This window comes from Segatella copri (assembly GCF_002224675.1).
GTDB classification, from domain to species: Bacteria; Bacteroidota; Bacteroidia; order Bacteroidales; family Bacteroidaceae; genus Prevotella; species Prevotella copri_U.
This window is the reverse complement of record NZ_NMPZ01000003.1, coordinates 118434-143577: the sequence shown is the minus strand read 5'-3', so window position 1 is coordinate 143577 and position 25144 is coordinate 118434. Positions and strand designations below refer to the sequence as shown.

Annotated in this window: 23 protein-coding genes; 19 read left to right on the top strand and 4 right to left on the bottom strand. The window is 47.4% G+C overall.

The window, feature by feature from the left end; translation table 11 throughout:
- Window positions 1-17 precede the first annotated feature (17 nt).
- Window positions 18-890: a DUF4384 domain-containing protein gene (locus CFT61_RS03360; RefSeq protein WP_089543069.1), complete on the top strand. Its 873-nt coding sequence runs from the start codon at window positions 18-20 to the stop codon at window positions 888-890.
- A 158-nt stretch (window positions 891-1048) separates the two neighbouring features.
- Here the strand turns inward: CFT61_RS03360 and CFT61_RS03355 are convergent, their stop codons facing one another.
- On the bottom strand, window positions 1049-3715 hold the full coding sequence (locus tag CFT61_RS03355; protein ID WP_089543068.1) for a transglutaminase-like domain-containing protein: 2667 nt from the start codon (window positions 3713-3715) through the stop codon (window positions 1049-1051).
- 211 nt (window positions 3716-3926) lie between these two features.
- Between CFT61_RS03355 and CFT61_RS03350 the strand changes: the two genes are divergently transcribed.
- Entirely contained in the window at window positions 3927-4697 is a 771-nt protein-coding gene (locus CFT61_RS03350) for a copper homeostasis protein CutC (protein WP_089543067.1), read from the top strand.
- A 151-nt stretch (window positions 4698-4848) separates the two neighbouring features.
- Here CFT61_RS03350 and CFT61_RS03345 read toward each other — a convergent pair whose 3' ends face one another.
- Complete coding sequence (locus CFT61_RS03345; protein WP_089543066.1) at window positions 4849-6123, bottom strand: alpha-L-fucosidase; 1275 nt, start codon at window positions 6121-6123, stop codon at window positions 4849-4851.
- 513 nt (window positions 6124-6636) lie between these two features.
- Between CFT61_RS03345 and rd the strand changes: the two genes are divergently transcribed.
- The 13 genes from rd (at window position 6637) to CFT61_RS03280 (ending at window position 20433) form a co-directional block, all read left to right on the top strand.
- Complete coding sequence (gene rd, locus CFT61_RS03340) at window positions 6637-6801, top strand: rubredoxin (RefSeq protein ID WP_089543065.1); 165 nt, start codon at window positions 6637-6639, stop codon at window positions 6799-6801.
- A 105-nt stretch (window positions 6802-6906) separates the two neighbouring features.
- Window positions 6907-7284 carry a desulfoferrodoxin gene (locus CFT61_RS03335; protein ID WP_089543064.1) on the top strand — a complete coding sequence of 126 codons (378 nt, stop codon included), beginning with the start codon at window positions 6907-6909 and terminating at the stop codon, window positions 7282-7284.
- A gap of 449 nt (window positions 7285-7733) precedes the next feature.
- Window positions 7734-8837, top strand: a complete 1104-nt coding sequence (gene ychF / locus CFT61_RS03330; protein WP_089543063.1) for a redox-regulated ATPase YchF — start codon at window positions 7734-7736, stop codon at window positions 8835-8837.
- An 8-nt stretch (window positions 8838-8845) separates the two neighbouring features.
- Window positions 8846-9703, top strand: a complete 858-nt coding sequence (gene lgt / locus CFT61_RS03325; RefSeq protein WP_089543105.1) for a prolipoprotein diacylglyceryl transferase — start codon at window positions 8846-8848, stop codon at window positions 9701-9703.
- Between the two features lie 137 nt (window positions 9704-9840).
- A complete protein-coding gene (locus CFT61_RS03320; RefSeq protein ID WP_089543062.1) occupies window positions 9841-10917 on the top strand; it encodes a C1 family peptidase in 1077 nt (358 codons plus the stop codon).
- A gap of 736 nt (window positions 10918-11653) precedes the next feature.
- Window positions 11654-12298, top strand: coding sequence for a hypothetical protein (locus CFT61_RS03315; protein WP_089543061.1), 645 nt, complete (start codon window positions 11654-11656; stop codon window positions 12296-12298).
- A gap of 95 nt (window positions 12299-12393) precedes the next feature.
- The gene (gene rpoN / locus CFT61_RS03310) at window positions 12394-13932 is read left to right on the top strand and encodes an RNA polymerase factor sigma-54 (RefSeq protein WP_089543060.1); all 1539 of its coding nucleotides are present in this window, start codon (window positions 12394-12396) and stop codon (window positions 13930-13932) included.
- Window positions 13929-14537 (top strand): phosphatase PAP2 family protein, encoded by a 609-nt coding sequence (locus CFT61_RS03305; protein ID WP_089543059.1) that lies wholly within the window; start codon window positions 13929-13931, stop codon window positions 14535-14537. Before rpoN ends, CFT61_RS03305 begins: the two co-directional genes overlap by 4 nt.
- An 82-nt stretch (window positions 14538-14619) precedes the next feature.
- A complete protein-coding gene (purE, locus tag CFT61_RS03300; RefSeq protein ID WP_006848250.1) occupies window positions 14620-15126 on the top strand; it encodes a 5-(carboxyamino)imidazole ribonucleotide mutase in 507 nt (168 codons plus the stop codon).
- Between the two features lie 53 nt (window positions 15127-15179).
- Window positions 15180-17048, top strand: coding sequence for a 4-hydroxy-3-methylbut-2-en-1-yl diphosphate synthase (locus tag CFT61_RS03295; protein ID WP_089543058.1), 1869 nt, complete (start codon window positions 15180-15182; stop codon window positions 17046-17048).
- Between the two features lie 517 nt (window positions 17049-17565).
- Window positions 17566-18798: a site-specific integrase gene (locus CFT61_RS03290; RefSeq protein WP_089543057.1), complete on the top strand. Its 1233-nt coding sequence runs from the start codon at window positions 17566-17568 to the stop codon at window positions 18796-18798.
- A gap of 64 nt (window positions 18799-18862) precedes the next feature.
- Window positions 18863-20074 carry a site-specific integrase gene (locus CFT61_RS03285; protein ID WP_089543056.1) on the top strand — a complete coding sequence of 404 codons (1212 nt, stop codon included), beginning with the start codon at window positions 18863-18865 and terminating at the stop codon, window positions 20072-20074.
- The gene (locus tag CFT61_RS03280) at window positions 20071-20433 is read left to right on the top strand and encodes a hypothetical protein (RefSeq protein WP_089543055.1); all 363 of its coding nucleotides are present in this window, start codon (window positions 20071-20073) and stop codon (window positions 20431-20433) included. The genes CFT61_RS03285 and CFT61_RS03280 overlap by 4 nt, the downstream gene beginning before the upstream one ends.
- Before the next feature lie 769 nt (window positions 20434-21202).
- Here CFT61_RS03280 and CFT61_RS03270 read toward each other — a convergent pair.
- Window positions 21203-21511, bottom strand: coding sequence for a helix-turn-helix domain-containing protein (locus CFT61_RS03270; protein ID WP_025066990.1), 309 nt, complete (start codon window positions 21509-21511; stop codon window positions 21203-21205).
- A gap of 82 nt (window positions 21512-21593) precedes the next feature.
- Window positions 21594-21905: a helix-turn-helix domain-containing protein gene (locus CFT61_RS03265; RefSeq protein WP_008656559.1), complete on the bottom strand. Its 312-nt coding sequence runs from the start codon at window positions 21903-21905 to the stop codon at window positions 21594-21596.
- Between the two features lie 397 nt (window positions 21906-22302).
- Between CFT61_RS03265 and CFT61_RS03255 the strand changes: the two genes are divergently transcribed.
- The 4 genes from CFT61_RS03255 (at window position 22303) to CFT61_RS03240 (ending at window position 25127) form a co-directional block, all read left to right on the top strand.
- Complete coding sequence (locus CFT61_RS03255) at window positions 22303-22785, top strand: DUF3408 domain-containing protein (protein WP_089543052.1); 483 nt, start codon at window positions 22303-22305, stop codon at window positions 22783-22785.
- Between the two features lie 184 nt (window positions 22786-22969).
- Window positions 22970-23383, top strand: a complete 414-nt coding sequence (locus CFT61_RS03250) for a plasmid mobilization protein (protein ID WP_089543051.1) — start codon at window positions 22970-22972, stop codon at window positions 23381-23383.
- Entirely contained in the window at window positions 23380-24330 is a 951-nt protein-coding gene (locus CFT61_RS03245) for a relaxase/mobilization nuclease domain-containing protein (RefSeq protein WP_089543050.1), read from the top strand. Before CFT61_RS03250 ends, CFT61_RS03245 begins: the two co-directional genes overlap by 4 nt.
- A 32-nt stretch (window positions 24331-24362) precedes the next feature.
- Window positions 24363-25127, top strand: coding sequence for a hypothetical protein (locus CFT61_RS03240; protein ID WP_089543104.1), 765 nt, complete (start codon window positions 24363-24365; stop codon window positions 25125-25127).
- Window positions 25128-25144 lie beyond the last annotated feature (17 nt).

The following is a 25144-nucleotide window of genomic DNA, read 5'->3' as shown; positions in this document are numbered from 1 at the left end:
CATAAAAATCAGCAAGGATGAGACACTACATTTTTGTGATGATTCTGATGTTCCTGGGCGTAGCTACAACCAGCTATGCCCAGCGCACCAGGAAAGTGCACGGAGAATACATCTACCATGCACCGGAAAACGTTTCGCTGGAGCAAGCCAAGAAGACGGCTCTGAGCAGAGCGCAGATTCAAGCCTTGGGCGATGAGTTCGGCACCGTGGTGGCGCAACATAACGCTACCCTGATGAACAATACCAACGGCTCTACCCAGACGGATTTCACCTCGCTGAGCAGCAGCGACGTAAAGGGTGAATGGCTGGAAACCATCGGCGAACCTAAGTATGAGATCAGTTACGAACAGGGCATGCTGGTGGTGAAATGCTCGGTAAGCGGAAAGGCACGGGAGCTGGTTGCCACACAGAACAGTTTCGTGGCCAAGATTCTGAGAAACGGTACAGAAGACAGATTCGAAAGCGACAACTTCAAGAGTGGCGACGATCTCTATCTCTCCTACCAGTCATCTACCAAGGGATACGTAGCCGTTTATCTGATAGATGACAGCAAGAATGCCTACTGTCTCCTGCCTTATCAGTCATCGCAGGATGGCAAGGTGAGGGTAGATGCCAACACAAGATACGTATTTTTCAATTCCAAGACGGCTGCACCGCTCTTTCAGCCGGCAGACGTAGATGAATATAACATGACCTGCGAAAAGGCGGCAGAAACGAATTATATCTATGTAATCAGTTCGCCAAACCCATTCGTCAAGGCGATAGACAATGCCGTAGCCGGTTTGCCTAGAGAATTGAAGTACGAGGATTTCCAGAAGTGGCTTACCAAGAACCGTACAGCCGATAAGGATATGCAGGTAGAAATCAAGACCATCTCCGTAAAGAAATAACAGAAAAATAAAAGCCCAGGGCGGAATGCTCTGGGCTTTTTATTTTTATATGGTGTTTGCACTATCTCTCACGCAAAAAGTACTAGCGTAAAATGAAGTGAAACGCTCAGCAATATCGAATATCGAATTTTCAAGTGAAACGCTGAAACGCTCAGCTTTTATAATCTCTTGATCACAGATTCCAGCTGCTCACCCAATCCGATGGTATAACCCTGAGAGAGGAATACCACTCTGTTGAAGGTATCAGAAATCGTGAAGATAGGAAGCAGGTTCTTGTTCTGAAGCTTCATGTTCTCCACCATCTCCTTGCGGCAGGAACCATCCTTGTCGATACCGAAGATGATGTTCTTTGGTAAACCAGGGAACTCTGAGATTCTGAACTTCTTGGCAGATGCCTCATCCTCAAAGAGAATAACGATAGGGCGACCCCACTTCTCGAATACCTGTGCCACCTTGGCGATATCCTTCAAGGCGTGGTTGGTTGGCTCCTGACCTACACCGATCATACCTGTTACGAAGTAGCCGCGACCTGTCTGGCTCAAAAGGCTAACCTCCTGATTGCTTGGCAAGAGGATGAACTTGGATTCTGAATTGAAGTTACCCTTTACGGTAATCTCCGTCTCAGAACTGCGCAGGTTCATATCCACCTGGGTAGTAGCACCCTGCTTTACATGGAACAGCTGCATCTCTGCCAGCACACCACCGTTGGCAAGACGGGTACCTGATACCAGGGCATAGTCGCCCTCATCCAGATCTACACCGTTCTTGAAGGTACCGCTCCAGGTACAACCCTCCTCAGGATACTCCAGGAGAGAGGTAGAACCATCAGGGTTGATGCGATGGATAGTGAAATGGCTGTAGTACTTAGGATCATCCACAGCACCGTTATCCTTATAGTTCATCACGAACTTGCCCGTGGCAGAAGCCTTCTGCACGGCATTGTCGAAATCTACGTCAATCCATTCGCCACCATTGGCATTCTTATACTGAGTCTTCTTGGTCACCTCATCCACCTGAGCCTCGATGCCCAAGCTTCTGGCTACATCTACGAAGAATACCTTGCGAGAGCGGGCGTCTGTAAGGCGTGAACGATATACGCCGATAGGTGTCTGGGCAATCTGCAGAGCCTTCAGGTCTGGATTGATGCGGATATTCTTCTTCACCCACTCTACCAGGAGATTAGGATTGTTCTTAAAGGCTACCTGCTGCTTGGCAAACTCCTTCTCGAAGAACTTCTTGAATGGGGTGATAATCATCTCGTTTTCCACGCGAGGAGAAAGCTGATCGCTCTTGGCATTGAAGTTATCTTCCAGGATATCCATCTGCATATCTCTCAAGTCCTTGGCACTCAAGGTACCGAGCAGCTTGATGGCACGGTCGATACGGTCCTTGTGATTCTTTAGGAAGGTGAGGATAACACGGTGGTTACCGCTTGAACCTACCAGATACTTCACCATCTTCTGGGTATTCTCCTCAGAACCTGCAGCAAGACCATTATCCTTCAGAGCCTGCAATGCACTCTCCTTGTTGTAGAAGGTAGCGAGATAGGCATGGCGGATAGAATCCTCGTAGGCAAAGCGCTCCAGGTTCTTGGCTCTTGCCTCGGCAGAAACCTCTGGGATGTTGGCATGCTCTGGAGGAGGAACGATATCGAAGGAATCGCGGAAGAGGATGGTCTTCTGCTCTGCGCCAGGTACAGTTACCTGATGATCCATACGAACCACTACCTTCTTGTCCTTGCCGAAAGATGCCTTGGCAAAGCCATACTTGCCGTTCTTGGATGCCCAGATCATCATATCGCCCTTGCCGGCAGAAAGGAAGGTGGCACCATCAGCACCTGTATATTTGGTTACTACGGTGCAGAACTCTGCATAGTTGTAGATCTTGAAGTCCACCTTGGCACCATCTACAGGATTGCCTGCTGCATCTACGATTTCGAAATCGATGCGGGCAGAAGAACCGTAGTTGTCGATGAGGTTGATCTCGGTATAGTTGGAAGTGCGGAGCATTACCTCCTCAGGACCATTGTAGTCACCAAACGCCTTAGTATGCATCAGCATCGCACGGGATGCAGGAGCATTAAACCAAGCCAGGTTCAGTACAGCTTCCGGCTCGCAGGCTCCCAGGAAATACCAGGTACCATCTGCCCAAGCCTCTACCCAGGCGTGGTTATCATCGGTATGTGCCCAGCGTGGGGTATAAACCTGGCGGGCAGGAATGCCAATAGCTCTCAGGGCAGCTACCGTAAAGGTACTCTGCTCACCGCAGCGGCCGTAAGCCGAACGGATGGTAGAAAGAGGAGCCGAAGTACGGCCATCGGATGGTTGATAGGTTACCAGCTCGTGGCACCAGTGGTTTACTTCGAGGATAGCATCCTTCATACCCATACCCTTTACGCGCTCCTTCAATTCCTTGAAAAATACCATACGCGAATTATCCAGGTTCTCATTGTTGATGCGCACAGGGAGCACGAAGTGGCGGAAGAGCAACTCTGGCACCTTGTTTCCCCAAGCCATCTGCTGGCGTGCCTCGAAACTGGTGCGCACATTCTCCAGGAAGAAGCTGGTAGGATAGTCGGTTACATCAGCCACAGGCATGTAGGCATAGAGGAACTGCAAGGCTCCCTGCTCATCGGCTGTAGCTTTCTGCTGCTTGAGCATCTTCTGGTCATAAAACTGCTTACCTACAAGATTTACCTTCTGTTTGAAGGCCGTTTCCACTTTCGTGCGATAAGCTGCATCGGTAATGAAGTGGCCGTTTGCTGCCAACATTGTCTGCCAAGAGGCTAAGAATGTAATGGCGAACATTACTAAAAACTTTCTCATTGTTAGTTAGCTTTTTAATTATATTTATTATATTCCAGTTAATATATTGATGTTACGTTACAAACTTTCTGCAAAAATAATGTTTTTTTTCGAAATAATAGCCATCCCCAAAAGAAAAAATGTTATCTTTGCAGCAAATATTGAGAATTCAAGTAAAAAGAGTAAAAATTAGTAATAATCAAATAACTAAATAGAAAGAAAAATAGAAACTATGAACAGAGACGATTTTAAGTTTGAAATATGCGCCAACAGCGTAGAGAGCTGTCTGGCTGCGCAGGAAGGTGGAGCCAATCGTGTGGAATTGTGTGCAGGCATACCTGAGGGTGGTACTACCCCATCGTATGGCGAGATAAAGGTTGCCCGAAAGTTGTTGGATAAGACCTTGCTCCACGTCATCATCCGCCCTCGTGGTGGCGATTTTCTCTATACCCCTCTGGAGATTGAACGCATGGAGGAGGATATCCGCCTCTGCAGAAAACTGGGCGTTGATGGCGTAGTGATAGGATGCCTCACAGAGGATGGAGAAGTGGATATGGAGGCGAACCGCCGACTCGTGGAACTGGCGAAAGGCGGCAATGAACTGAAGCCGATGAGCGTTACTTTCCACCGGGCCTTCGACCGAGCTGCCAACCCTCAGAAAGCCTTGGAAGACATCATCTCCCTGGGTTGCGACCGTATCCTTACATCGGGTCAGCAGCCTAAGGCAGTAGAAGGCGTAGCGCTTCTCTCAGAGCTCAAGCAGGCAGCAGCCGGACGAATCATCCTCCTTGCCGGATGTGGCGTAAACGAGGATAACATCCGCACCATCTTCGATGCTACCGGTATTCACGAATATCACTTCTCGGCAAGAGTCAACGTGCCGAGCAAGATGAAGCAGCTCAATACCAACGTGTATATGGGTGCCGAGGGTGCTGATGAAAGCAACTCTCCTGTTACTTCTGCAGAAAGAGTAAAGCAAACCATCGCCAACCTTTTGGGATAGGATTTTTCTATAACGAAAAAGATTTTTCCGATAATAAGAAAGGATTGTTTCCGATAACGCAGATAGCGTTTTTCCACAAAACAAAAAAGTGTCGCAATTTCCAATATTTCAGGAGATTACGACACTTTTCCAATATAATATTCACACAATCTTAGAGTGCGATTTCCACAACCTTATCCATCTCTGTAGGAACCTCACCGAGATTCAGGAGCACACCGCCTTCGCACTTCTGAATCTTCACCGGCTTCTTGCTGGCAAAGTCGAAAGCCTTCTTCACCTTCTTGTTTCCGAGAGGCAGGAAGAGGCTCTTATCCTTCAGGTTCAGGATATGAACGAAGAGACGATTGCCCTTCTGGGTAGTAACACCCCAATCGTGAGGAGCCACGATGCCACCGCGGGTACCATAGATAGTTTCACCGTAAGTCTTCATCCACTCTCCCATTTCTGCCAGGCGCTCCAATGCTACTGCTGGAAGCTCACCATCTGGCTGAGGGCCGATGTTCATCAGCAGGTTGGCATTCTTACCAGCTGCATTCACCAGGTAATGAACCAAAGTCTTGGTAGATTTATAATCCTGGTCGGTAATCTTATAACCCCACATGCCGTTCATGGTCTCGCAGGTTTCAAGAGGCAGGCGACTGATGTCCTGACCCGACAATCCTGCCTTATTCTCTCCAGGAAGATCACGCTCGAAAGCCTGAACATCCTCACCCTCGAAAGGAGAAGAGTGATGGTTGTTTACGATCAGGCAGCCTGGCTGCAGGCGATGGATAAGCGCATACTGCTCTGGCAACTGCCAATCGAAGTTAGGATTCTGATCCTGATCCCACCATCCATCAAACCAGATACATCTCACCTTACCGTAGTTGGTAAGAAGTTCTGTAAGCTGGTTGTTCATAAACTGATAGTAGCTCTTCCAGTTACCCTTTGGGTTAGGGCGGCCGGTACCTCTACCTGTTCTTCCCCAAACAGCATCCTCACGATACCAGTCGATATGAGAGTAATAAAGGTGCAAAGCGATGCCCTGCTTGTGGCACTCATCCGCCAGTTCCTTCACGATGTCGCGGCGGAAAGGAGTAGCATCTACTATATTATAATCAGAATACTTGGTCTTGAACATAGAGAATCCCTCGTGGTGGCGAGTGGTGAAGCAGATATACTTGGCACCAGAAGCCTTGATGGCAGCCACCCATTTGGCAGCATCAAACTTAGAAGGATAGAAACCGCCAGCCAGCTTGGCATACTCCTTGTAGTTCAGGTCCTTATTGGTCATTGTCCATTCGCCGGTAGCGAGCATGCTGTACAATCCCCAATGCAGGAAGATACCGAACTTATCGTCCTGGAACTGCTTGCGGGATTCCAGGTTTTCTGCAGATGGCTGATAATGCTGAGCCTTATTTTCCTTGGCAGCATCATTCGCAACCATAGCATTAGCCGAAAGGCAAGAGCAACCCAAAGTAAGGATTGCGGCACATAATTGTGATTTGAAATTCATTTTTATTCCCATAATAAAATTGTTATAGTTAGTTATGATGGTGCAAATATACAACTTTTTTTTCAGAGCAAAGCGATAAAACACAAAAAACTCTATATAATAGGATAAAAAAGATGCCTGCAGCGAGATAAGGAAGACCAGGAATGGGGATAAGAAAGGAGTTTTAGGGAAAGATTAGAGGTAGCTTAGAGAAAATCAGGGAGCAGTTTTACGAGGAATTTGGGAAAAACACAATGTTATCAGAATTTAAAAGATATAATAAAATTATAATTTATTCAATTTTATTTGGAAGTTAGAAAAACTATTTGTATCTTTGCATTGTCGGTCAGAAAGAAGTATAGCAAAACATCTGAGCAATAGGATATTCCCAGATATACAGCAGTATTTGTCTGATAACGACTACAAGAACAAGATTATTAATATAAAAAGAAGAAAGGAAACATTATGAAGAAATATGTATGTGACGTTTGTGGTTGGATTTATGATCCAGAAGTAGGAGATCCAGAGGGTGGCATCGCTCCAGGTACAGCTTTCGAGGATATCCCTGAGGATTGGGTTTGTCCTCTCTGCGGAGTAGGCAAGGACGATTTCAGCCCTGTTGAGGAGTAAGACTCTTTTGGGGAATCACCCGAAGGAAATCCTCACAAAGGAATCATCTGAATGAAAAGCCTGATATTCAGGCAACACATTCATAAAATAATAGGAGGAACCATTATGACAAAGATTAGAGAAATCTATCGCTGCCAGATTTGCGGCAACGTGGTAGAAGTAGTAAACCCAGGAGCCGTGCTCAGCTGCTGTGGTGAGCCGATGAAGTTGATGAAGGAAAACACCAGCGATGGCGCCAAGGAGAAGCACGTGCCTGTGATAGAACCTATCGAGGGCGGTTATCGCGTAACTGTAGGAAGCGTGGAGCATCCGATGCTCCCAGAGCATTACATCCAGTGGATAGAGCTGCTCACCCCTACCGATGTGCTCCGCCATGAGTTGAAGCCGGGCGAAAAGCCGGAAGCCATCTTCATGACAAGCGCTGAAGCCAAGGATGTTACAGCTCGCGAATACTGCAATCTCCACGGATTGTGGAAAGGATAAAGTACAGAGAAAAGAAATAAGAGATCATTTTCCCGACATTGGGAAGATGATCTCTTTTTATCGTACAACAGCTGAAAAACACATGCACAACGGCTGTTATGCAAGCGCACATCACCTGATGTGCAAGTGCACAACATCTGTTGTGCGGTCGTAGGAACTAACTCTTCCGGTAATTACTCCTATATCTTCCAGCAACTTCCATTATATGTCTCAAAGACTTCTGTTATTCCTTCCAGGTACTTCTCCTATATCCTTAGATGACTTTCCCTATATGCCTCAACGTCTTCTCCTATATCTTCCTGCATCCGCAAGCGTTTCAGCGTTTCACTTGTTTTTCCTACATCTATTTCCCTCATCTATGATTTTTAGTTAATTTTCCACGATTTCTTTGTATCTTTCATTTATAATGTGTAACTTTGCACCCAGAAATTTAAACGTTTAAAGATAAAATGGCATTAAAATGTGGTATTGTAGGCCTCCCAAACGTGGGTAAGTCTACACTGTTCAACTGTCTGTCTAGTGCAAAGGCACAGGCAGCTAACTTCCCTTTCTGTACTATCGAACCAAACTTGGGCGTCATCACCGTACCAGATGAGCGACTCAACAAGTTGGCAGAGATTGTTCACCCAGGACGCATCGTCCCAGCTACTTGCGAAATCGTAGATATCGCAGGTCTCGTAAAGGGTGCCAGCAAGGGCGAAGGTCTTGGTAATAAATTCTTGGGAAATATTCGTGAGTGCGATGCTATCATCCACGTAATCCGCTGCTTCGATGATGATAACATCGTTCGTGAGGGTGGCGCCAAGGTTGACCCATTGGAGGATAAGAGCGTTATCGATACAGAGTTGCAGCTGAAGGACCTGGAAACTATCGAATCTCAGCTCGCCAAGCAGCAGAAGACTGCAGCTGCCGGTAACAAGGATGCCAAACTGATGGTTACCGTACTCGAGGCTTACAAGGCTGTTCTGGAGCAGGGAAAGAACGCCCGTGGCGTTACTTTCGAAACCAAGGAAGAGCAGAAGGTGGCTCACGACCTCTTCCTCCTCACTACCAAGCCAGTGCTCTACGTAGCCAATGTAGATGAAGCTTCTGCCAAGACCGGCAACGAGTATAGCAAGAAGGTAGAGGAAATTGCCAAGGAAGAAGGTGCCGAGTGCATGGTCATCGCTGCCAAGACAGAGGAAGACATCGCTTCTCTGGAAACCTACGAGGACAAACTGATGTTCCTCGAAGAGCTCGGCCTGGAAGAGAGCGGCGTAAACCGACTCATCAAGAAGGCATACGCCCTGCTGAACCTTGAAACATTCATCACCGCCGGTGAGATGGAGGTCAAGGCATGGACCTATCACAAGGGCTGGAAGGCTCCTCAGTGTGCCGGAGTGATCCACACCGACTTTGAGAAGGGATTCATCCGTGCAGAGGTTATCAAGTATGATGACTATATCAAGTATGGCTCTGAAGCTGCTGTGCGCGAGGCTGGTAAGCTCGGCATCGAGGGCAAGGAGTACATCGTACAGGATGGCGACATCATGCACTTCCGCTTCAACGTATAACGATTATGATGGCAAATCTGCTTAACTATATCGTATGGGATCCGGACCCCATCTTGGCTCACCTGGGTCCTATCTCCATCAGATACTACGCCACCTGCTGGATGGTAGGCTTGCTGCTGGGTTATCTGATGATGCACCGCCTCTACAAAGAGCAGAAGCTAGGCGAGGATAAGTTTGAACCGCTCTTCATCTACCTCTTCGTCGGCATCCTGGCGGGTGCCCGACTGGGACACTGCATCTTCTACCAGCCGGAATACTTCCTCACCCAGTGGGATCACGTAGTCGAGATGTTCATCCCGATGCATCACATGGCAGACGGCAGCTGGAAATTCACGGGATATGAAGGTCTGGCTAGCCACGGAGGCGTACTGGGACTGTTCATCGCCATCTGGCTCTACTGCCGCAAGACGAAAGTGGGCGGCTGGACATTACTCGACAACATGGGTATCATATCAGGCATCACCGCCTGCTTCATCCGCCTGGGCAACCTGATGAACTCCGAGATCATCGGCAAGGTAACCGATGTGCCTTGGGCATTCATCTTCGTCAAGGAAGATCAGTATCCGCGTCATCCCGGCCAGCTCTACGAGGCGATAGCCTATCTCGTCATCTTCCTCCTCATCCTCTTCATCTATAAGAAGAAGGGGCCTAAAAGTGTGGGAAGCGGACTTTATTTCGGTCTTTGCCTTACCCTCATCTTCACCTTCCGTTTCTTCGTGGAATACACCAAGGAGATTCAGGTGGCTTTCGAGGCAGGCTTGCCTATGGATATGGGGCAGATATTGAGTCTTCCGCTCATCATAGCGGGAGTATGGAGCATCGCCTCCAGCTCTAAGCGAGCTGCGAAAAAGGAAAACAAAGCATAAATACGATGATAGAAGTTTCGTTCCATCCAGATGTGTGGGGCGGAACTTTTATTGTTTAAAGCCAGCGATATGGTAGCCTTATCGCATACATGGTATCCTGCTTATATATATAATAAGGTATAAACAACAACTACAATATGAATAGAAGCATCATTCTCCACCTTCTCGCCGCACTTCTTCTGGTAAGCTGCGGATATCAGAGCAAATCCTCCTCTCCTTCCTCTCAGGATGGGGGCAAGAACAATCTGCCCGCCCATGTAAGGCTCATCAGCACTACTCCCGTCAAGGATCAGGGCGAGAGCGAACTCAGCTGGGCATACGCCATGCTCGCTACCATAGAGAGCGAACATATCATGAAGGGTGACTCCGTGAACCTCTCCGTGGCTTACATCGCCCGAATGATGCTGCAGGAGAAAGCCATCGAGTATTATCTCTCGCAAGGCAGCAAGCCCATCAGCATGCGAGGCATGGCTTCCATGCTCATACATTATATAGATAAGTATGGTGCACAACCCTACGACAGCTACGAAGATCCGAAGGATATCAACTACAAGACGCTCTGCCGGAAGGTGGAGCAGCTCTGCGATGCAGCCATCTCACAGAAGTCGGGGTTCGGAAAGCTGAAGGATGATCTCGACAATCTCTTTGATCAGGAGATAGGCTACATGCCTGCCAAGCAGGTTCACATGCTCGGTGCCGAATATACCCCGCTGGAGTTCGCCCACAGCGTATGCTACCCGGAAGAGTATGTATCGCTCACCAGCTTCACCCATCACCCTTACCGCGAGTACTTCGCCCTGGAGATTCCCGACAACCGTCAGCACGACTCCTACCTCAATCTGCCGCTGGATGAGATGATGCTCCATATCCAGAAGGCGATAGAGAACGGCCACCCGGTATGCTGGGAGGGCGATATTTCAGAAGAAGGTTTTATCCACGCCAAGGACAACTATGTGGATATCTCTAAAAACGAACGCCCCGTAACCCCTACTTCCCGCCAGGAGGAGTTTGAGCAGCTGCGCACCACCGATGACCACGTGATGGAAATCATCGGCACTTTCCTAAAAGACGAGCAGCGATACTACGTTTGCCGCAACTCTGCTGGAAAGAAGTGGGGCAACCAGGGACTCATCTATCTCTCTGAAGACTATCTCCGCCTCAAGACCATAGCTGTCTTCATGAGCGAAGAAGCCTTTCTCTTCGATAGGAAGTAAAATGGTTGATGTAGGTCAAATATCTGCTTCATAACACTTGTGTGCGCACACACATAGTTGACATACATCAAAAATTCGGGCTTTTTTCGCATTTTCTCCATAAAAGTTTTGGTGGAATGGCAAAATCGTCGTACCTTTGCATCGTCAATAAGACAAAAGGTTATTAGGTTTTTAGGTTAAGATTGTTAGTTGTTTATAGGTTATTAGTTATAAGGTAATAAAAAAGATTGTTTATTCAAGGACGACGAAAAGAAATTTTGTTTAGGTTATTAGGTTTTTAGGTTTAAGATTGTTAGTTGTTTAGTTTTAGGTTATTAGTTTTAAGGTAAGAAAAAAAGATTGTTTATTCAGTGAGAACAGGATAATGTCGATAGGTTAAGCGTAACTTAAGGTAAAAAAAGACATGTATCGGATAACAAGATGATGCCTGTGAGCAGTAAATGACTGCTTCGGGCGCCGCAATGGAGAAAAGCTTGTGAAAGCGATAATCTCCTTTGAGTTATGAAAAATTTGGGAATATAGAATTAAAGGTGCGCAATTTCGAGAGAATCGAAGTTGCGCACTACTTTTTTATGCAACACGCCAAGTTCTTATATGCAATCCGCCCCCTTCCTATGGGCATTCTTGAGGTATTTTAGGCATAATCCCCTCATTTTTATGATAATATACACTAAATAATTTTGTATTACCACCGAAAAGTTGTACTTTTGCAAAAGATAATAAATAACAAGGTAATATGGCAAAACATCCTCTTTGGAACGACGATTATTGGCTCCTGCTACTCCAGCTCTACCAGAAGAAGCCGATGGGAGTAAAGCCCTTATACTCAAAAGGTATAGTCGATTTGAGCTTGGAACTGCACATCCAGCCGGAATATCTGCACGCACAGATGTTCAAGCTGCAGCGCATCACGCCTCGCATCAAGCGGCTATGGGATAAATATGCCGATAATCCACGTCTCCTATCCCACGACATCAAGATTCTCCGATCTATGAACGGATGCGGAAATGCCAAGGATTTTTTTGCAGGAGTAGAAGTAAAGGAGTCGTTCGAGAAAGATTGGGAACCTCTCGCTGAAGAGCCATCGCTCAACCCCGTGAAGCTCATCATCATCCTCGACCTCTACTTCCAGCTCACTCCCATCACCATGGTGGCTGAAACGCCGGAAATCATCAACCTGGGAAAACTCATCAAGGTATCACCCAAGCTGATTGCAGAAGTGATGGGCGTTTACCAATACTGCGACCCTTATCTCAACCGCCAGCAAGCACCTGACAGCAAGCTGATTAGCGCATGCAAGGATATCTGGCACAGATATGGTAACGGAAACCCAGACAAGCTGAACCAGCTTGCCATCAACCTGCAGGAATACTACAAGTAGAACGGAAAAAAGAATACTGCAAGCAGAAAAAACACTGCTGGCAGAACAGAAAAAAAGAAATATAAACAGCAAAAGCTCAACTCAAGAATAAAGATATGGCTCAGAAACTCATTCAGACACAGGCACAGAAGCTGCAACAGCTACAAAAACTCTCCGCCCAGCAGATGCTGCAGGTGAAGCTCCTGGAGATGCCCCTCACCGAACTCGAGGAGAGCATCAATGCCGAACTGGACGATAATCCTGCACTGGAGAGTGAGAATCCAGACGATATGCTCAGCGAAAGCTACGATGGAGATTCTCCGCTGGAACATGGTGCAGATAGCAGTAATAGCGACAGTGATACTGATTCTGATGATGCCTACGAGGCACAGTCGGAGAAGGAAGAGAGAAAAGACGAGCTCGACCAGGCACTGGAAAGCATCGGACAGGATGACCAGATGCCCGATTACAGCTCCGACAAATACGGAAACCAGGACACAGCCGAATACGAAGAAATGGTATATGGAGACACCACATCCTTCTACGACAAGCTGAAGGAGCAGATGGATATGCAGAACCTCACCAACAAGGAAAAGGAAGCGATGGAATATCTCATCGGATCGCTCGACGACGACGGCCTGCTTCGCAAGGATCTCGACAGCATCAGCGATGAGCTGATGATCTATCACAACATCGATGTAACCGAGAAGGAGATAGAGCACGTGCTCCATGTCCTGCAGAGCTTCGACCCTGCGGGCGTAGGCGGAAGAAGCCTCCAGGAATGCCTCCTGCTTCAGGTAAAGCGAATGCCGAAAGGCGTACTCCGCAAGACTATGGAAGAGGTATTCACAGACTACTTCGATGAGTTTACCAAGAAGCACTGGGACAAGATCAAGGCAGGATTGGAACTCAATGATACCCAGCTTGATACCCTGCAGCGGGAAATCAGGAAACTGAACCCGAAACCGGGTGCTTCGATGGGAGAAACCGAAGGCAGAAACATCCAGCAGATTACCCCCGACTTCATCGTAGATACCAACGACGACGGCTCCATCACCTTCAGCCTGAACCGCGGTCACATTCCGGAGCTCACCATATCTCCATCCTTCACCGACATGATAGAGCAATACCGCAATCACAAGGACAAGATGAGCAGAGCCGAGAAAGAAGCCCTGTTCTATGCCAAGGGAAAGGTGGACAAGGCACAGGGATTCATCGAGGCAATCAAGCAGCGGCAGCATACCCTCATCGTAACCATGAAAGCGATTATCGACATCCAGCGACAGTTCTTCCTGGATGGAGACGAAGCCGACCTGAAACCGATGATTCTCAAGGATGTAGCCGAAAGAACGGGATTGGATATCAGCACTATATCGCGAGTGAGCAACGTGAAGTATGCACAGACCAAATGGGGCATCTTCCCCCTCAAGTTCTTCTTCACCGATGGCTATACCACCGAGGATGGCGAGGAATTGTCAACCCGCAAGATCAAGATTGCCCTTCAGGAAATCATAGCGCACGAAGATAAGAAGAAACCATTGAGCGATGAAGCATTGTCAAAGGCGTTGAAGGAAAAAGGATTCCCTATCGCCCGACGCACCGTAGCGAAGTATCGCGAACAATTCAATATTCCAGTAGCACGATTAAGAAAATGAAAGAGAAGAATATCATATTCACTGCACGAATCATGAGCATGATCTTCACCCCCTTCTATCTGCCGATAGTGGGATTGATAGCACTGTTCATCTTCAGCTATATGTCATTGTTGCCGATGATGTACAAGCTGGTGATGCTTGCTATGGTGTATCTGCTCACCGTGGTGGCACCCTCGCTGCTCATCCATCTCTACCGGCTCTGCCAGGGATGGACATCCCACGAACTGGGCAGAAAGGAGCGCCGTCTCGTGCCCTATATCATCTCCATCGTGTGCTACTTCGCCTGCTTCTTCTGGATGGAGTACCGCAACACTCCCCGCGTCATCAGCATCATCGTGGTAGTGGCACTCACCATCCAGATGGTATGTGCCCTCATCAATATATGGTGGAAGATCAGCACCCATACAGCCGCCATCGGAGGCGTGGCAGGCGGACTGGTATCCTATTCCATCGCCTTCTCTTTCAACCCGCTGTGGTGGCTCTGCTTCGTGCTGATACTGGCAGGAGCCGTAGGAACGGCGCGCATGATACTGCGACAGCACTCGCTCTCACAGGTAGTTACGGGCTTCCTCGTAGGAGCCGCCTGCGCTATCCTGGTCATCTGAAGCCTGCACCATCCTGGACACCTGATTCCGGTGCCGTACAAGGAACATAGAAAAAAGAATTAATAACATAATATAGTAAGAAATGAAACCATTAGTAAGCATTATCATGGGCAGTACCAGCGATCTGCCTGTTATGGAAAAAGCATGTAAGTGGTTGAACGACAACCAGATTCCTTTCGAGGTAAATGCCCTCTCTGCACACCGCACACCGGATGCAGTAGAATCATTTGCCAAGGGAGCCAAGGAGCGTGGCGTGAAGGTAATCATCGCCGCTGCCGGTATGGCTGCCGCCCTTCCTGGTGTTATCGCAGCATCTACCCCACTGCCAGTTATCGGTGTACCTATCAAGGGTATGCTCGATGGTCTTGATGCCATGCTCAGCATCATCCAGATGCCTCCTGGCATTCCTGTGGCTACTGTTGGTGTGAATGCGGCTCAGAACGCTGCCATCCTCGCTGCCGAGATGATTGCCCTTGCCGATGAGGAAGTGGCTCAGAAGGTAGAAGCTTGGAAGGCGGGTCTTGGTGCCAAGATAGAGAAGGCCAACAAGGATTTGGCTGAGGTGAAATACGACTTCAAGTGTAATTAATCTAATATGTGATATGCCCCATTCCTTTGGGGCATATTCTATTCTTATACATTATGGTAGATTTATTCAATTATACCCGCCGTGCCTCTTCTGTGGCACATATCGGAGCCATCGATCTGGGTGGCGATAACCCTATCCGCATCCAGTCGATGACCACCACCAACACCAATGATACTGAGGCTTGCGTCCGTCAGGCAGAGGAAATCATCAAGGCTGGCGGCGAACTGGTGCGCTTCACCACACAGGGTTCCCGCGAGGCAGAGAATATGAAGAACATCAATGCCGGCATCCGTGCCGACGGCTATCAGACTCCACTCGTTGCCGATGTTCACTTCAATCCTAACGTTGCCGACGTGGCTGCTCTCTATTGTGAGAAAGTGCGCATAAATCCTGGCAACTACGTGGATCCTGCCCGCAAGTTCATCAAGCAGGAATATACTGATGAGGAGTATGCTCACGAACTCCAGAAGATTGAGGAGCGCTTCGTGCCTTTCCTCAACATCTGCAAGGAGAACCATACAGCCATCCGCATCGGCGTGAACCACGGTTCACTCTCCGACCGCATCCGCAACCGCTATGGCGATACCCCTGAGGGCATCGTAGAGAGCTGCCTCGAATTCCTGCGCATCTGCAAGAAGGAGAATTTCCACGATGTAGTCATCAGCATCAAGTCATCCAATACCGTAGTGATGGTCCGCTCCATGCGCCTCCTGGTAGAAGAAATGGAGAAGGAAGGCATGAACTACCCACTCCACCTCGGCGTAACCGAAGCTGGCGAAGGTGAGGATGGAAGAATCAAGAGTGCAGTGGGTATCGGTGCCCTGCTGGCTGACGGCATCGGCGATACCGTTCGAGTAAGCCTCAGCGAGGAGCCAGCTGCAGAGATTCCGGTGGCTCGCCATCTGGTGGATTACATCGGCAAGAAGAAGGGACATCTTCTGATTCCTGCCGCAGCTTGTCCTAGCTTCGACTGGCTGCGCCCTACCCGCCGCGAAACCGTGGCTGTAGGCAATATCGGCGGCAACAACGTACCTGTAGTCATCAGCAACCGAATCAACGGCGAGAGCACCATTTGTGAGAACAAGGATGCTACACCTGATTATATCTATATAGGCGGTAAGATGCCTAAGCAGTTTGTGCCAGGTCAGAGCTACATCGTAGATTACAACGTTTACGAGACGCTGAACAGTAAGCCAGAGACTACTGGTGCCAAGCTCTACCCTATCTTCCCTGCCATGGCAATGCCGCTCATCGCCAGCATCAAGGCAGATATCAAGTTCCTCACCCTGCAGTTTGGTACTCCTGCCGAGGAGTATATCGCCTGCCTGAAGGCTCATCCTGAGGTAGTGGTTATCTGCGTCAGCAATCATCAGAACCGCCTGGGCGACCAGCGTGCATTGGTTCACGAGATGATGAATGCCGGCTTGAAGAACCCTGTGATCTTTGCCGAGATGTACCAGCATAGCAAGGAGGAGAAGAGCGACTTCCAGCTGGAGGCAGCAGCCGATATGGGTGCCTTGATGATTGATGGTCTGACCGATGGTATCTGGCTGATGAACGATGGTGACATCCCTGCCCAGACAGTAGATGAAACCGCTTTCGGCATTCTTCAGGCAGCCCGTCTGCGCACCAGCAAGACCGAGTATATCAGTTGTCCAGGTTGTGGCAGAACCCTCTACGATCTTCGTGAAACCATCGCCAAGATCAAGGAGGCAACCAAGCATCTCAAGGGCTTGAAGATTGGCATCATGGGCTGCATCGTGAATGGTCCAGGTGAAATGGCGGATGCCGATTACGGCTACGTAGGCGCCGGTCCTAACCGAGTAAGTCTCTACCGCAAGCAGGTTTGCGTAGAAAAGAATATTCCGCAGGAGGTGGCAGTAGAGCATCTGCTCGCCCTCATCGACTCGGATAAGCAATAATTCGGCTCTTCTGAATAAGAGCAATACCCCAGATAAAAGAGGAAATGCCGTTCCTGCATTTCCTCTTTTTTTAAAAAAAATGACTCAGTGACTCACTGAGTCACTTTTTGCTGCTGATGGATATTCTAGTTAACTATCTTACTGGAAGAATTTTAAGACAAAAAACTATATTTCCGGAAACACAACTCAACGCTTCTTTCTTCTAAGAACTACGAGTTAGGATTATTAACATAAAGCTCTAAAGCAGCTAAAGGAGAATAAGAGAGGTTGGAACGTAAACAGTTGGGAATGAGTAGATTTGCACAAAGTTGCCAAATCGGCATAAAGCAAGCGAGTGAGGAATATTGAAGTAGTTCAGTTACTAAATCGTGAGCCACAGTTACCTATGCAAAACAGGTAACAATACGGAAAGGCAACTTTGTGCATCAACGGATTTTATTGCACTGATTCTCAATGTTTTGTGTATCAAGGAACGCTTACAAAATGATTATATTTGCACACTCAAAATGTAAGCGTTATGAAAATCGAAAAATTCAAGGTGTTGCTCTACCTAAAAAAGAGCGGAATGGACAAGAATGGAAAAGCTCCCATCATGGGACGCATCACGGTGAACAGGACTATGGCGCAGTTCTCCTGCAAGTTGTCTTGCACTCCATCGCTTTGGAATCCTCGTGCCAGCCGATTGGAGGGCAAGAGCAAGGAAGCCGTGGAGACCAACAAGGACATCGAGCAGTTGTTGCTTTCCATCCAAAAGGCTTTCGATGTGCTTGTGGAAAAGAGAACGGTCTTCGAGGCTAAGGATGTCAAGGAGGCTTTGCAGGGCAGCGTCAAGACACAGACCACACTTCTCTCCTTCGTGGACGAGCATATCAGTGAACTCAGCACCCATGAGGGCATCGATATGTCGAAGAGCAGTGTCTGGACTTACAGAAAGATTCGCAAGAATCTCGCTGAGTTCATCGGGGAGAAGTATAGGTTGACTGATTTGGCTTTCGGACAGCTGACCGAGCCTTTCATCAGTGACTTTCACCATTACCTGCTTGACGAGAAAGGCTTTTCATCAGGAACCATCACCATCTATGTGTCGCTCTTCAAGAAGATGTGCCGCATCGCCTTTGAGCGAGGCTTGTGCAAGAACCTGCTGTTCGCCCATTATCGGGTTGGCACTCCAAGGGTTACGACACCCAAGGCTCTCAGCATGTCTGATTTCATAAAAATCCGTGATGTGGAACTACCCGAAGACAAGCCGAGACTATCCGTTAGCCGTGACCTGTTTCTTTTCGCCTGCTATGCAGGAACAGCCTTCATAGACACCGTTTCCATCACGAAAGCCAATGTCAAGGTGTTGGAAGATGGCGACAAATGGCTCATCTATAACCGCAAGAAGACCGGAACACTTGCCAGGGTGAAACTCCTGCCCGAGGCGTTGGAGCTGATGGCGAAATACGAGGACGGGGCAAGAGATACCCTTTTCCCATTGCTGAGCACGAATCGTGTTCGTATCGATCTCATCACCATCTGCAAGTTGGCGGAAACGAGCAAGACCTATTCCTACCATTCGGGACGACACTCGTTCGCCAGCCTCATTACGCTGGAGGCTGGTGTGCCGATGGAGACCATCTGCAAGATGCTCGGTCACAAGGATGTAAAGATGACGCAGCGGTATGCGAGAGTAACCCAAAAGAAGCTGTTTGAGGACATGGACAAGTTCATCGCTGCAACCGAGAAGGACTTCGTTCTCGCATTATGAACAGGGCTTTCAACTTTTCTTTTTACAGTTTCAACTACATTATTATATTATAAGGACAACAACTATGAGCAGAAGTACATTTTCAATTTTGCCTTACATCAACAGACAGAAGGTGAAGGCAGACGGAACAGCCAACATACTTTGCCGCATCACCGTTGACGGCAAAAGCGCAGCCATTTCCACAGGCATATCCTGTACCCCACAGGAGTGGAACGCCAAGAAGGGAGAGGTACGGAACGCAAGGGACAACGGACGATTGGCAAGTTTCCTTGCTGAGGTCAAGGATAAATACAACTCACTTCTTACCGCCAATGGCATCATCACTGTGGAAATGCTGAAGGCTGTGTTGAAGGACAAGGATACGACAGGAAGGTTCTTGCTGAACTTTGGTGATACCATCGTGGAATGGTATCGAACCTCAAAAGCCAGACAAACCTTCCTGCACAAGCGGACATGGCAGAAGAACCTGAGAGCCTTTGTCCATTCGTTGGATAAGGACGACATCGCCTTTGAGGACATAGACGAGAATTTCGGGGAGGAATACAAGCTATTCCTGAAACAAGACCAGGGACGCATAGACAGCTACGTGAACCATTGCCTTCTCTGGCTGAACATGTTGATGTACAAGGCAGTGGACAGGAGCATTATCCGCTTCAATCCCATAGCCAAGATAGGGTATGAGAAGAAGGCAGCCCCGAAGATGACCCATATCAGCAAGGCAGACTTCGTCAAGATGCTCTCTACCCCGATGGCTGACGAGCGAACAGAGCTTGCACGCAGATGTTTCATTTTTGCCTCGCTCACCTCCTTATCCTATATAGATGTAAAGAAACTGTACCCTCACCATATCAGTGAGAACTCCGAGGGTAGGAAGTTCATCCGCAAGGAAAGAGAGAAGACAGGCGTGGAGTTCTTCGTGCCACTCCATCCGATAGCCGAGAAGATTCTTTCGCTCTACAATACCACGGACGACAGCAAGCCTGTTTTTCCACTGGGTGAGAAGAAAGACATCTATCTTGATGTGCATACCCTTGGAATGGTGCTTGGCATAAGTAATAAGTTGGGATTCCACGCCAGCCGCCATACATTCGGAGTCTTGATGCTCAACGAGGACATTCCCATCGGCAGCATAGCCAAGATGATGGGACACGCAGACATTACAAGCACACAGGTCTATGCGCAGGTGACGGAGCAGAAGATTTCAAATGACATGGATAAGCTTATTGCCAAGCGGGAAAGGAACAGATTATCGAACGAAAAAACTATTGGAAAATGAACAGAGGAGTTATAACTATCAGCGAGAGCGGAACGGTATCCATGCCGACCGATACTGTATGGATGACCATGCAGGAGATTGCCGACATGTATAATGTATTCGGCTGCTATGTGCGCAAGGCAGTCAAGGCTGTATTCAAGGACGGCATTCTGAAAGAGCATGGTGTGCGTCGTCATGTCAGGAAGAACGACCGCATCAGCTATGATGTGTATAGCCTTGAACTCGTCATTGCGGTAGCCTTCCGTATTGACAGCATTGAGAGCAGAGCCTTTCGTGAGTTCATCATGCAAGCCATCATCAAAAAGCAGACCAACCGCCCGAAGTTGGTCTGCCTGTGGTCGAAGAATATAATGGTGTAGCAATTACATTTTTCATCAATGACCTCTATTCTTTGAAAACTAATGTGTTAAAATTTTATAAAGGTTTTAAATTCATTTGCTTTATTCAATTTATTTCTCTAAAATTGCAGTGTCAAACAAATAATGAACTAAAATGAGACTTTTGGATTTTTATATAATATGGAGAGGAGATATGCTATTTGCAACAGTTGTTCCTATAGCATATTTCCTATTGTACCTAAAAAACAAACAAGTGACATTTGTCTTTTTGAAATTTGTAATGGCATTTGTGATATGTTTGTACTGGGCAACATACGCTTGTACTTTTTTTTATTCATATTATGATGTTATAGGATGGTTTAAAATACTTATAATACCTGTTTTTTCCATTTATAGTGGATTTGTACTTCACCTTTTAAAATCGAAGAAGAAAAAGGTGTTTTTTCTTATCTCCATAGTCTATATAATATTTTGGTGCATGTTAATATTTTGGCATTGCATGAGTAGTATGTAATGCAAAAGAATGAAGAGAGATGATTCCTAATTGTATAGGAATCCTTCAAGCAACGTTCCTTGGAGGCTTTGCGCCTCCAGCCACTTGGGCGAACCACCGCAGTGTGTTTTAGCATGGTATTAGATTTTATACAGACCATACGGAGAACACCCGGCAAACACGACCAACTCGGTATAGCCAATAAAATGAGGCGACAACCTATAACAACCACGCTCGGTAAGTTATACGTTGTCGCCTTGTTCATTTCACCCCACTCATCAAGGACTTGTATTTCTCCTACAAGCCCTTCATTCGGTACGCCTCACGATAGTTAGCCATCAGAATCTTCTGAATGTCGGACTCACGGTAGAGTATCTTTCCGCCAAGCTGGATATACGGGATGACACCGTTGTTTCGGTAGTCCTGCAGGGTTCTTCGGCTCAGTTGCAGCCTGGCACAAAGCTCCTTGTCCGTCATGAAGCGCTCACCGTCAAGCATGGGGCGGTAGTTCATCACGGCACGTTCAAAATTGTCAACCATTCGGTTGAGGTGGTTCACGATGTGGTTCATCCACTCGCTGTTTCTTGTCATTACTTCATTGCTCATAGTTGTCTCGTTTTATTGTTGATACTTACGTTACTCGGTTTACTTGCTGCATTGGATAAAGTGGCTGTTGTATATTGACAGCCTAACCTGTGCGCTTGCGAAAGCGCATGTCCTTTTTCTTGTCCTCCACTACTGCTACGATAGCCATCACGTCCTCCGGCTTGTAGTAGGTCTTGTGGCTGATTTGCGTATAAGCCAAAGTTCCGTTGTCCCGAAGCGTCTGCACTGTCCGTGGGCAGATGTTGAGCGTCTGACACACGTCCTGCGTGTCGAGCCACTTGTTCATGGTCTTGTCCTCACTGCGCTCACGGATTCTGTCCATGCGCTTCACGAAGTTCTCCAACTGGGCATCAAGATAGTTGAATGCCTCTTCCTCGAATACGATGAATCCCATACTTTTCTTTTTTCTAAGTTAATACTATGTTGTATGTCGCAAAGCTCCACGCATATGCTGTGCTCCACGCTTGTGAGTGCAAAGATAAGGCACGGCAATCTAAAAACAAGCGTTTTTAATTTCTGTGGCAGTATGTTGCCGGGGTTTGCCGACTTCAACGCCAAAAACAACAAGAAAAACTTGCACGACTGCAACGAATACATGAACAATGATGAATTGAGAAATACGTTGAAGTTCTCACAGCTATCTCGGTATGCAAATAAGCAAGCCACAACTAAATTGCCATGTTACACCCAATCAGTTGCATGGCTGCACTCAGTACACTTACTTTGCACCCGACAATCGGTCAATGGTGCAAACTGTGACCACTATACTAACAAATAAAACAGCATAAGCTATGGCAAAAACAAAAGATGCAGTCTTGGCTCCTGAGCAAAAGGAGCTGATGGAAAAAGAGTATTTGGATTTTGTTAAACCCTCTACGTATGGCAACAAAGCCAATCCAAGTAGTTGTAATTCTCTCTATGATGATGTAGAGAACCCAGAGTTGAGAGCAATTGTAGAGAAAGTTGCTGCAACAACTCCCTATAGAGAGGAAACATCAACGAATGAGGCTCAATCGCCACCGAATCCGCAGAAGCGCATCAGCGGCAAGCAGCGCAAAGCGACATTGGAGGAGTATCAGCAGACCTTCCTCCAAGTTCCAAGGATTGACGACCGCAAGCCGGTCTTCGTCAGTTCCGATGTACGAGACCGTCTTGATCGTGTCGTCCGCATCCTCGGAGGGAGACGCATGAGCGTATCGGGCATCATCGAGAACATCGTGCGCCACCACCTAAGCCTTTATGAAGAGGACTTCGAGGCTTGGCGCAAATTGTGAGAATTAAGGTCTGCGACCTTGGGCGTGGATAGCTGAAAGGCTGTAGTTCCAACTAACGTGTTCTGAGAGGGAGCGAGGTTATGTTTTGGGAACCCCAAAACGCCTCGCTCCACCATGAGGGCGGAGGAATTTTGCTCCCGACGGTCGCAGAAAGTGAGTGTACCAACTGTAAACAGTATATCGAATGACAAGCATACATGAACAATACAAGAAAAAGGGCGGAAGACCGCCCACAGGCAGGATTCACAAGCTGTCGAAGTCTGTCACGGTGAAGTTCTCGAAGCCAAGCTACGAGGCTTTGAGACTGAGGGCGAGAAAAGCCAACCGCAAATTGGCGGAGTACATCCGTGAGTCCGCCTTGAACGGCGTGGTGGTCAGCGGACACAATGCAGAGACGGTAGCCATCGCCAAGAACCTCATTGGTATGGCAAACAACCTCAACCAACTTACCAAGCTGTCGCATCAGAGAGGTTTCCATGAAACCCATGTATATGTGGTGGACTTGTTGAGAAGATTGAAAGAAATCCTTGGCGAGTATCGCCAAGCAAGTTATAAACCGAAGCCAAGCGGAATGAACAGAAAGGAGGATACCACATGATAGGAAAGCTAAAGAAAGGCGCATCATTTGGTGGTTGCATCCGCTATGTGACAGGCAAAGACGAGGCGAAAATCCTTGCTTCCGATGGTGTTCTGCTCGGCACGAATGCCGAGATGACGCAAAGTTTCGAGCTACAAAGGCAGCTAAATCAAAGGATTAAGAAGCCTGTGGGACACATCGCATTGAGCTTCAAGCCCGAGGACAAGCCACGTTTGACGGATGAACTCATGGCTAAGATAGCCCTTGAATACATGCGGATGATGGGCATTACCGATACCCAATTCATCATTGTAAGGCATCACAACACGGACAATCCTCATTGTCATATCGTGTATAACCGCATCAATAACGAGGGCAAGCTCATATCAGACAGGAATGATTACAGGCGTAATGAGCAAGTGACCAAGGCTCTTAAATCCAAGTATGGATTTACCTACGGAACGGACAAGAGCAATACTAATACTCGCAAGTTACGCAATGCTGAGCGAGCCAAATATGAGATTCACAATGCCGTCAATGATGCTTTGAAAGTCGCAGATAGCTGGCAAAAGTTCAAGAGTGGGCTTGAAAAACGAGGTGTTCACCTGGAGCTTGTCTATAAGGACAAGGAGCGGAGCAAGGTTCAAGGCATCCGTTTTTGCAAGGATGGATATAGCTTCAAGGGTACGCAGATTAGCCGAGAATACAGCATTGTCAAGTTGGATGCAAGACTTGGCACTGAGTATAATCGTGTATCGCCAAGAGCCGAATCTATGCAGGGAGGACAACCAAGTTGTCACCAAGTAGAACAGACTCAACCAACGGCAGAACATACCCAAGACACTTGGAGTGGTATTTCTTCCATCGGCTTGTTCGCTCCGTCTAATGCCCAAACTTATGAGCCATTCCCAGAGGATGAATCCGCCAAGAAGAAAAAGAGAAAACGCAGAAAGGGCTTCAGCCTTTGATGCAAGTTACAAACTTAAAATTAGAATCGAACATGAAAGAAGAACTATTGGAAGCCATCTACGGCACAGTTGAGAGATTGGAGCAGAAAGTTGATGAACTTTCTGTCTCCACAAAGAACGCAGGAGCGGAAACCGTTCCTGCAAGTAATGACATAACCAAGTTGGATAAGTCAATCAATGCGATGTTTATCAAAGAAGAGGAAGTCAGAGGTAAAATATCCAAATTAAGAGATGCCATTATCGTTTTTGCTGACCTTATTAAGGTTGAACTTGGCAAAAATGAGCAGCGAAGCAAGTTCTTGGTTGATGCAGTCAAGCAGATGATACAAGGGAATGATGTTTCCTCAAAAGCATTGCAAGATAAACTTGAAGTGATGAACAAATCACCTCAAAAGAAGGTTGTAACCCATCGCTTCGAGCCAACCTCAAAGAATGTTCTTCTTTTCATTGGAGGCTTGGCTCTATCCCTTGTCCTCTCCATTTGGGGCAATCTCACCCAATGGCGAGAGCATCAAGATTGGGAGGAGGCAGACTTGAAATATAGGGCATTGAAAATGGTTCTTCCATCTGATGACCCGAATATTCGCTACATCGAAAAGCATTTCAATGTGCAACGAGATGAAGATATTATCAACAATGTAAGAAATCGTGTTACTGCTTATGAGGATTCTGTTCGCTATCATTATGAAATGATAGAAATGGCAGCTTGTAAAGATAGTGTAGCAAGTAGATTACTTCGTGAATCAAATGAAATTAAGCGTAAGTTTAATGTCGGACAAAGCAACTATCATAAATGACTATGTTTTTGCCTTTG

Excerpts from the sequence above, each read along its gene's own strand:
- CFT61_RS03265 (WP_008656559.1), bottom strand. The coding sequence starts at position 21,905 with ATGGGATTCATCGTATTCGAGGAAGAGGCATTCAACTATCTTGATGCC.
- CFT61_RS03355 (WP_089543068.1), bottom strand. The coding sequence starts at position 3,715 with ATGAGAAAGTTTTTAGTAATGTTCGCCATTACATTCTTAGCCTCTTGG.
- CFT61_RS03335 (WP_089543064.1), top strand. The coding sequence starts at position 6,907 with ATGACAAAGATTAGAGAAATCTATCGCTGCCAGATTTGCGGCAACGTG.
- CFT61_RS03295 (WP_089543058.1), top strand. The coding sequence starts at position 15,180 with ATGGTAGATTTATTCAATTATACCCGCCGTGCCTCTTCTGTGGCACAT.
- CFT61_RS03285 (WP_089543056.1), top strand. The coding sequence starts at position 18,863 with ATGAGCAGAAGTACATTTTCAATTTTGCCTTACATCAACAGACAGAAG.
- CFT61_RS03350 (WP_089543067.1), top strand. The coding sequence starts at position 3,927 with ATGAACAGAGACGATTTTAAGTTTGAAATATGCGCCAACAGCGTAGAG.
- CFT61_RS03250 (WP_089543051.1), top strand. The coding sequence starts at position 22,970 with ATGACAAGCATACATGAACAATACAAGAAAAAGGGCGGAAGACCGCCC.
- CFT61_RS03305 (WP_089543059.1), top strand. The coding sequence starts at position 13,929 with ATGAAAGAGAAGAATATCATATTCACTGCACGAATCATGAGCATGATC.
- CFT61_RS03315 (WP_089543061.1), top strand. The coding sequence starts at position 11,654 with ATGGCAAAACATCCTCTTTGGAACGACGATTATTGGCTCCTGCTACTC.
- CFT61_RS03290 (WP_089543057.1), top strand. The coding sequence starts at position 17,566 with ATGAAAATCGAAAAATTCAAGGTGTTGCTCTACCTAAAAAAGAGCGGA.
- CFT61_RS03255 (WP_089543052.1), top strand. The coding sequence starts at position 22,303 with ATGGCAAAAACAAAAGATGCAGTCTTGGCTCCTGAGCAAAAGGAGCTG.
- CFT61_RS03240 (WP_089543104.1), top strand. The coding sequence starts at position 24,363 with ATGAAAGAAGAACTATTGGAAGCCATCTACGGCACAGTTGAGAGATTG.
- lgt (WP_089543105.1), top strand. The coding sequence starts at position 8,846 with ATGGCAAATCTGCTTAACTATATCGTATGGGATCCGGACCCCATCTTG.
- CFT61_RS03345 (WP_089543066.1), bottom strand. The coding sequence starts at position 6,123 with ATGGTTGCGAATGATGCTGCCAAGGAAAATAAGGCTCAGCATTATCAG.
- CFT61_RS03280 (WP_089543055.1), top strand. The coding sequence starts at position 20,071 with ATGAACAGAGGAGTTATAACTATCAGCGAGAGCGGAACGGTATCCATG.
- CFT61_RS03360 (WP_089543069.1), top strand. The coding sequence starts at position 18 with ATGAGACACTACATTTTTGTGATGATTCTGATGTTCCTGGGCGTAGCT.
- rpoN (WP_089543060.1), top strand. The coding sequence starts at position 12,394 with ATGGCTCAGAAACTCATTCAGACACAGGCACAGAAGCTGCAACAGCTA.
- CFT61_RS03245 (WP_089543050.1), top strand. The coding sequence starts at position 23,380 with ATGATAGGAAAGCTAAAGAAAGGCGCATCATTTGGTGGTTGCATCCGC.
- rd (WP_089543065.1), top strand. The coding sequence starts at position 6,637 with ATGAAGAAATATGTATGTGACGTTTGTGGTTGGATTTATGATCCAGAA.
- CFT61_RS03270 (WP_025066990.1), bottom strand. The coding sequence starts at position 21,511 with ATGAGCAATGAAGTAATGACAAGAAACAGCGAGTGGATGAACCACATC.
- purE (WP_006848250.1), top strand. The coding sequence starts at position 14,620 with ATGAAACCATTAGTAAGCATTATCATGGGCAGTACCAGCGATCTGCCT.
- CFT61_RS03320 (WP_089543062.1), top strand. The coding sequence starts at position 9,841 with ATGAATAGAAGCATCATTCTCCACCTTCTCGCCGCACTTCTTCTGGTA.
- ychF (WP_089543063.1), top strand. The coding sequence starts at position 7,734 with ATGGCATTAAAATGTGGTATTGTAGGCCTCCCAAACGTGGGTAAGTCT.